Below are 5672 nucleotides of genomic sequence, written 5' to 3'. Positions count from 1 at the left end.
CCCACCACCATCGGGATACCGCATACCTCCGGCATAGCGCACATGGGCCCAACCGTCAGCAGGACCAGAACCCCCACCATTAAAGATCTCTAGCCAGCGTCCCTGCTGCGCCGCCCAGAACGGGTGATTCCCGGTGGCAGCGAGCTTGCCGATGGCGTTCCCGGTGCCAGCGTCGGAGGCAATGGCGACCTCGACCAGGTTCTTGCTCCCCTCGCCGACGATCACATCGGTGACTGCCCGCGCCTCCGTTTTTCCGGTACTGGGGTCGGTAGCCAGGGCCTCCTCGCGGTTCTTCTCCTCCAGTTCCTCGAGTTCCTTGGCCACATCGCGGTCATGCGCCTCACGGGCCCCGTTGGTGATGAACTCCCGCCAGTCGGCCGGACTTCCCGCCAATGCGCGCGCCGCCGCGGCCTTGACCTCCGCCCCCGCGTCCGGGTGCTGCATGACCTTGCGGATGAAATTGTCGTCGCTGAGACCCAGCAGGTCCGGAGCGACCGGGATGCCCACCGCGATCAGCGCCTGGGCCTTGGACTGCCGGGCCGCCCGCTCGGCGTCGGCCCGGTCCTTCTCCCGCTGCTTGTCCGCCTCGAACGCCTGATGGATGCCGGTGGCGATGAACCGCACGTGATCGTCGGCAGAAGTGCTGCCCATGGCCTCCTCGGCGGCGGTGCGTACCGCCTCCAGACGCTCTCCGGCGTCCCGGGCCTTCTCCCACAGCGCGAAGATGAAGTCCCGGTCACTGAGCAGCAGCACGTCCGGGCTCGGATCCAGATGGACCACCGACGCCGCATCGACCCGCTGTTCGTCACTGGTACCGATGCCGGCCGACATGACCTCCGCACCCGACGGCGCGGCAACGGCAGCGGCCGGTACGGCTACGGCGGTGACCGCGATCAGCGCGGTGGCGGTCACGATCCCGCGTGTGAAGGCGCCCCGTATACGTACGGAGGCTGTGTGTCTTTTGCGCATTCTGTTTCAGCAATCCCTTCTGCTGTTTCGAACAGGCAGCCCGGTAGGGGTGGCCTCATGTGTGCAGTGGCTTTGTCGACGCATCACGGCAGCGGTTGCTCACGGCGGCCACGGAAGCCCCGCTTCGCAGGAACGCGGTGCGCGTGAAGCCGGGAGGTAGTCGGAGCGGAGCGTCTTCCCGGTCGGCACCGCAAGCGCCGCCGCCGATCACCCGACTCCGTAGCCGGCGCCCGTACCATGTCCGCAGCCGTCCGGGGAGCGCTGGTGTCCGGGACGGCGGCCCGCCCTCGCGGACACCGGGCACCACTTCCCGCCAGAGCGAGCCATCACGGTCGTACGGAGCCCGCGCGAGCTCCGGGCACTCCGTCAGTTCAGGAAGAGGAGCGGCTCGAAGCAGATGTGCCGTCCAGACTCGTCCTCACATGCCGCCTGACGGTAGCGACCACGAGGACGGTCTGGGACAGGGCAGAGGTTTGGCCGGCCGTGGCAAGGCTGCCGTTCGCGGGGGCTGGCACTTGCTTGGCGTAGACGTCCACCCGCCTGGTGGTGCCGCCTTCCGCGGGGACGCTCGGCCGCGGGGCCAGCCGGTCGGTGTCGTCGACCTCGCCGGACCACCGGGGCACGACCTTGAAGTCGTAGCGCCGCGTCAGGCCAAGGGCGCACGGGTTCCGCTGATCGGCGGCGCTGGTCGCCCCGAAAGAGAAGTTGATCGTGGCCCCAGCGGGGGCCTCGGACGACAGATCGTTCGCGAGGAAGGCCGAGGCCGTACCCCTCACGCAGCGGTCGGGGCCGTGAACACCATGCCGGCCGCTTCCTTGGCCGTGAAGGTTCTCGCGTGGGAATCCTGGGCCGAGGGGCGCGCTTGTGCCTGCTTCACCTGGGCGTCGTTCGATATCTTCCCGGCCGCGCCCTACTCGGCCGCCTTGGCCCCGGTGTCCTTCTGGGCGTCGGCCACGGCTCCCCTGGCCGCCTTCCGCGCCCCGGCCTCCCAGCCCGTCGTCCTTGGTCGCCTCCAACTCGGCCCTGGCATCAGTGAGGGCATCATCAGTGGAGGCCTTGTCAGCCGTTGCTGCCTCGGCCGCCTTGCGCTGGGCGAGGCCTGCGGCGTTGAGCGAGTGCCTGTCCAAGTGCAGGTCAGCTAATGCCGTCTTCAACTTCTTCAGCCCGGCGCAGACCTTCGGCTGCTTCAGCTTGGGGGCGGCGTGTCCGACATTGGTTAAGGGCGGAGCGGCGGAGAACGGTAGGGCGGGGCTGACCACAACGACAGCCACCGCAGGAACGCGGCGAAGCTTCACTTGATCCCATTTTCTCAGGCAGAGGGCAGGTGAAGGCCGTCGCGCCGAACAGGATCACGCAGCAGCCATGCCGGGGATCATATGACCGAGATAAAGACCGAAGAAAGCGAAATCTCCACCCAGCCAGCCCACGACCGACGGCAAACCACCCGACCAAATGGGACGAACACGAATGGTTGCTCCCGCTTACCCTGAAATCTCCATGATCTATTTCACTTCCGGCAAGAGGACCAAGAGGGCACGGACCTGATCACCCGTCACCACCCCACGCCCACACACAGCGCCACGCACCACAGGCACTGGAGGCCCGGTCGGCTCACCGACACCACCGCCACTGCTCAACGCGGGCACGCCGCCTCCAGCGCCGTGCTCCTCGCCCGCCTCCGGCAGCCGCCGCGGCACCCCAGCGGAGGAACCGGCACCTACTCCGGCCTGGGCGCTGGGCGCGAAGGAGGTCCTGGCGGCGGCGCAGCGATACACGTTGGCCCTGACCGACCCCGGCAGCTTCCTCGTCCCCCCGGGGTGTCGGCGGAGATCCTGGCCGTGGCGCTGAGCGCTGTGGACGAGGGCGAGCAACCCGGGTACGTGACGTGCCTGGAGGCGTTCGTCGCACAGCACCGCGAGTATCTGGAAGAACTGTCTCCAGCCGTTCCAGGACCGCTACGACCAGACGTGCGCGAGCGACGGCACCGCGGCCCGGCTCACCGGAGTCTGTGCAGGCAAGCACGGCTGCTGGGGGCGGATCTGTGTCCTGCCCGACGGCCACGAGACCTCGATGGAGGAACCGCACTGGAGCCGCAACAGCGAGGGGCAGTCCATCGCGTGGGTGGGCAGCGCACCTGACGACTGGTGAGCGGCGGTGAAACCGGCGGACAGGACCCCGGGACGCACGAGCCGAACCCAGCGCGGCCGCGCGGCTCCCTATGGCACCGCCTGGTCGACGCCTTCCACGGCCGGGACACCGCACCGCCCGCCCCGCCGGCCGTCCCGTTCAACAGCCTGGAGTGGAAGGTCGATCCCGCCACGGAGACCTGGCACCACCTGACACCCACCACCCCGGCTGGGATGCAGGAGGTCCAGGCGTGCGCGCCGGACGACTACAACTTCTCCCGCCTGGTCTGGCAGTCCTGCGCGGTGTGCCGCCTCGGGCTGATCGCGAAGATCCGGGTCACCGGGCCGTGGCAGCGCCACGGGTACGGCTCGCGCATGGTGCGCTTCGCCCTGCGCGGCGCTGACGGGTACCGGTGGACCACGACTCCGCAGTCGGAGGACGCCCGGGCGTTCTTCCCGGTCCTCGCCGAGTCGACTGGTGTGGCGTTCCCCCGGGACGCCGAACTGTGCGAGTACATGCGGCTGCGGGAGCCCCGCAAGACCCGCCTCCAGCAGCAGCTGGACCCACCGCCCGGATAGCCCGGAAGAACACGCCAGCCCCAGTCGGACCTGTTGGAACTGACGGGTCCGACTGAGGCTGAACTGTGGGGAGGGTCAGGTGAGACCGGCGGATGCGTTGTCGAGCGGTTGCCTCCGGCCGGATCACCGGCTCTCCAACTCGGCGGCGGCCACCTGCTCGTCGTGGTCACGCAGCATCCGCATGACGGTGGGCGCGCTGGGGTGCTGGCCCTTCTTCGCGCCCGTGGTGATGACGAGTCGGGAGGCGATGTCGCGCAGGCACAGCTTCTCGACGTCGCGCAGGTGCAGGGCCATGTTGAGCATCGCCTCGTCTGCGACGCGAGCGCCGCCGATCGTTTTGTTCATGTGCGTGTTTCAGAAGACAAGGCGAAAGTAACGACACATGAAACAGAGTTCCCACTGATCAAGCAGCTCGGGAGCACTCGTTACATCGGGGACCACCTATGAATCGGGGCAGTCGCCCGGCAATCACTCGATCCCCTGTCCGCGATGCACAGACGCCGCCCGGCGGGATTGGCCGAAATTCGCTGCACAAAGAGGGTTGCTGAGCATGTACAAGGGAGACAGGTTTAGTGATGCACAAGTCATGCATCACTCGGAGTGAAACGAGGAATCAGCCTTGAGTCGCGTTCTTCCGCTCGCCAACGGCCTGCGCACCGACCACCCGGTGCCGGGCCTGCCCTTCATCGACGACTCCCACCTCCCGCTCGACGAGGGGCCCGAGGCCATCGAGGCCGTCGGCCGCAACCAGGGCGAGGGCATGTGGGGCCGCTTCGACCAGAACCGCTCCGACAAGAGCTGGCGGGCCTTCACCACCGACCCGCTCGACCACACGCTCGGCTGGGCGGTGCGCTACCGCCCCGAGCACGGCCGCACCGTGCTGCTCGTACGCGACGACGACACCTCCTTCCTGCACACCGAGTGGGGCGACGAGCAGCTGCTGTTCCGCGCCGGCGGCTACTGGTGGAACGGCACCACCTGGTACCGGCCCAGCCAGGTCTGGGACCCCGTCACCCAGGACTACGAGCGGCGCAAGGCCCGCATGGCCGTCACCGTCACCGCCGCCGACCTGCTCGACGGCCGCACCAACCCGGCCAAGGCGTACATCGGCGAGGTGACCGCCTTCGACCCGGACGCCGCGCGGCCGGGCAACTGGCCCGACCACCTGGCGCTGTGGGCCCAACAGCACCAGGAGCAGGACGGCGCGCTGCCACTGGAGCGGTGCGTGGTGGACGTCTCCAGTCCCGAGCTGACCGGGGCGCAGTTGATCGGCGCCCCGGAGCTGGCGGAACTGGGCGGCATCACCTCCTCGACGCTGCGTGCCTACATCTCGCGCGGCAACAGCGAGGTCCCGCGGCCGCAGGCCGTCGTCGGCGGCCGCGACCAGTGGGCCCGCGCAGTGGCCGACGACTGGGTGGAGGCCCGTAAGCGTTCCTACACGGGGGTCGGGGAGGCGATGTCCGCCGGGGACCGCGACGCCCTCTCGCCCGGCGCGGCCGAGGTGCGCGACCGGTTCGCCGCCGACTTCCAGCACGCCCTGTACGACCGCCCCGACGTCCGCAAGCGGTGGGTACTGCGCCACCGCAGCAGGGAGTCCGTCGCCCAGATCGCGGGCGAACTCGCCTGGTCGGTGGCCGCCGGTCTCGACCAGATCGTCCCCACCGAATACCTCGGGTTCACCGTACGGGCCGCGGTGCTGCACGACTTCGCCGAGGCCATCAATTTGTGCGCCGACGGCAAGGACGGCGAGGCGTCCCCGAAGTGGTGGCACTTCAACCTGACGCCGCAGGTGGGCAAGATGCTCGACTGGTACGTCCGGTGCTTCCCCGGTGCGGCGTACGCCACCATCGGGGACATCCAGGAGCGGGCCCACACGTTGTGGGAGGCGTCGGCGGCGGACACGCTGAAGGCACTGCGGTCGGCGCTCTCGCTCGACGGCAAGCTGACCGAGCATCAGCGCGAGACCTACTTCGCCCTGCTCGAACCGCACAAAGACAC

Annotated in this window: 4 protein-coding genes and 1 pseudogene; 2 read left to right on the top strand and 3 right to left on the bottom strand. The window is 68.9% G+C overall.

Annotated features, from left to right (window positions below; all coding sequences use genetic code 11):
* Both ACFU99_RS31025 and ACFU99_RS31020 read right to left on the bottom strand, forming a co-directional pair.
* Positions 1-912, bottom strand: a pseudogene (locus tag ACFU99_RS31025) (hypothetical protein); the annotation flags it as partial.
* Positions 913-1340: 428 nt separating this feature from the next.
* On the bottom strand, positions 1341-1745 hold the full coding sequence (locus ACFU99_RS31020) for a hypothetical protein (RefSeq protein WP_384398339.1): 405 nt from the start codon (positions 1743-1745) through the stop codon (positions 1341-1343).
* Between the two features lie 1368 nt (positions 1746-3113).
* Here ACFU99_RS31020 and ACFU99_RS31015 point away from each other — a divergent pair.
* Positions 3114-3674 (top strand): hypothetical protein, encoded by a 561-nt coding sequence (locus ACFU99_RS31015; protein ID WP_384398337.1) that lies wholly within the window; start codon positions 3114-3116, stop codon positions 3672-3674.
* Positions 3675-3797: 123 nt separating this feature from the next.
* Here the strand turns inward: ACFU99_RS31015 and ACFU99_RS31010 are convergent, their stop codons facing one another.
* The gene (locus ACFU99_RS31010) at positions 3798-4019 is read right to left on the bottom strand and encodes a hypothetical protein (protein ID WP_384398335.1); all 222 of its coding nucleotides are present in this window, start codon (positions 4017-4019) and stop codon (positions 3798-3800) included.
* Positions 4020-4293: 274 nt separating this feature from the next.
* Between ACFU99_RS31010 and ACFU99_RS31005 the strand changes: the two genes are divergently transcribed.
* Positions 4294-5672 (top strand): helix-turn-helix transcriptional regulator (locus ACFU99_RS31005; protein ID WP_384398333.1); only part of this gene is annotated, 1379 nt, incomplete at its 3' end.

Origin of the sequence: Streptomyces sp. NPDC057654 (assembly GCF_042800135.1) — a bacterium.
Classification (GTDB): Bacteria; Actinomycetota; Actinomycetes; order Streptomycetales; family Streptomycetaceae; genus Streptomyces.
Note: the sequence above shows the minus strand (reverse complement) of the source record. Positions and strands in the feature narration are given on the sequence as shown.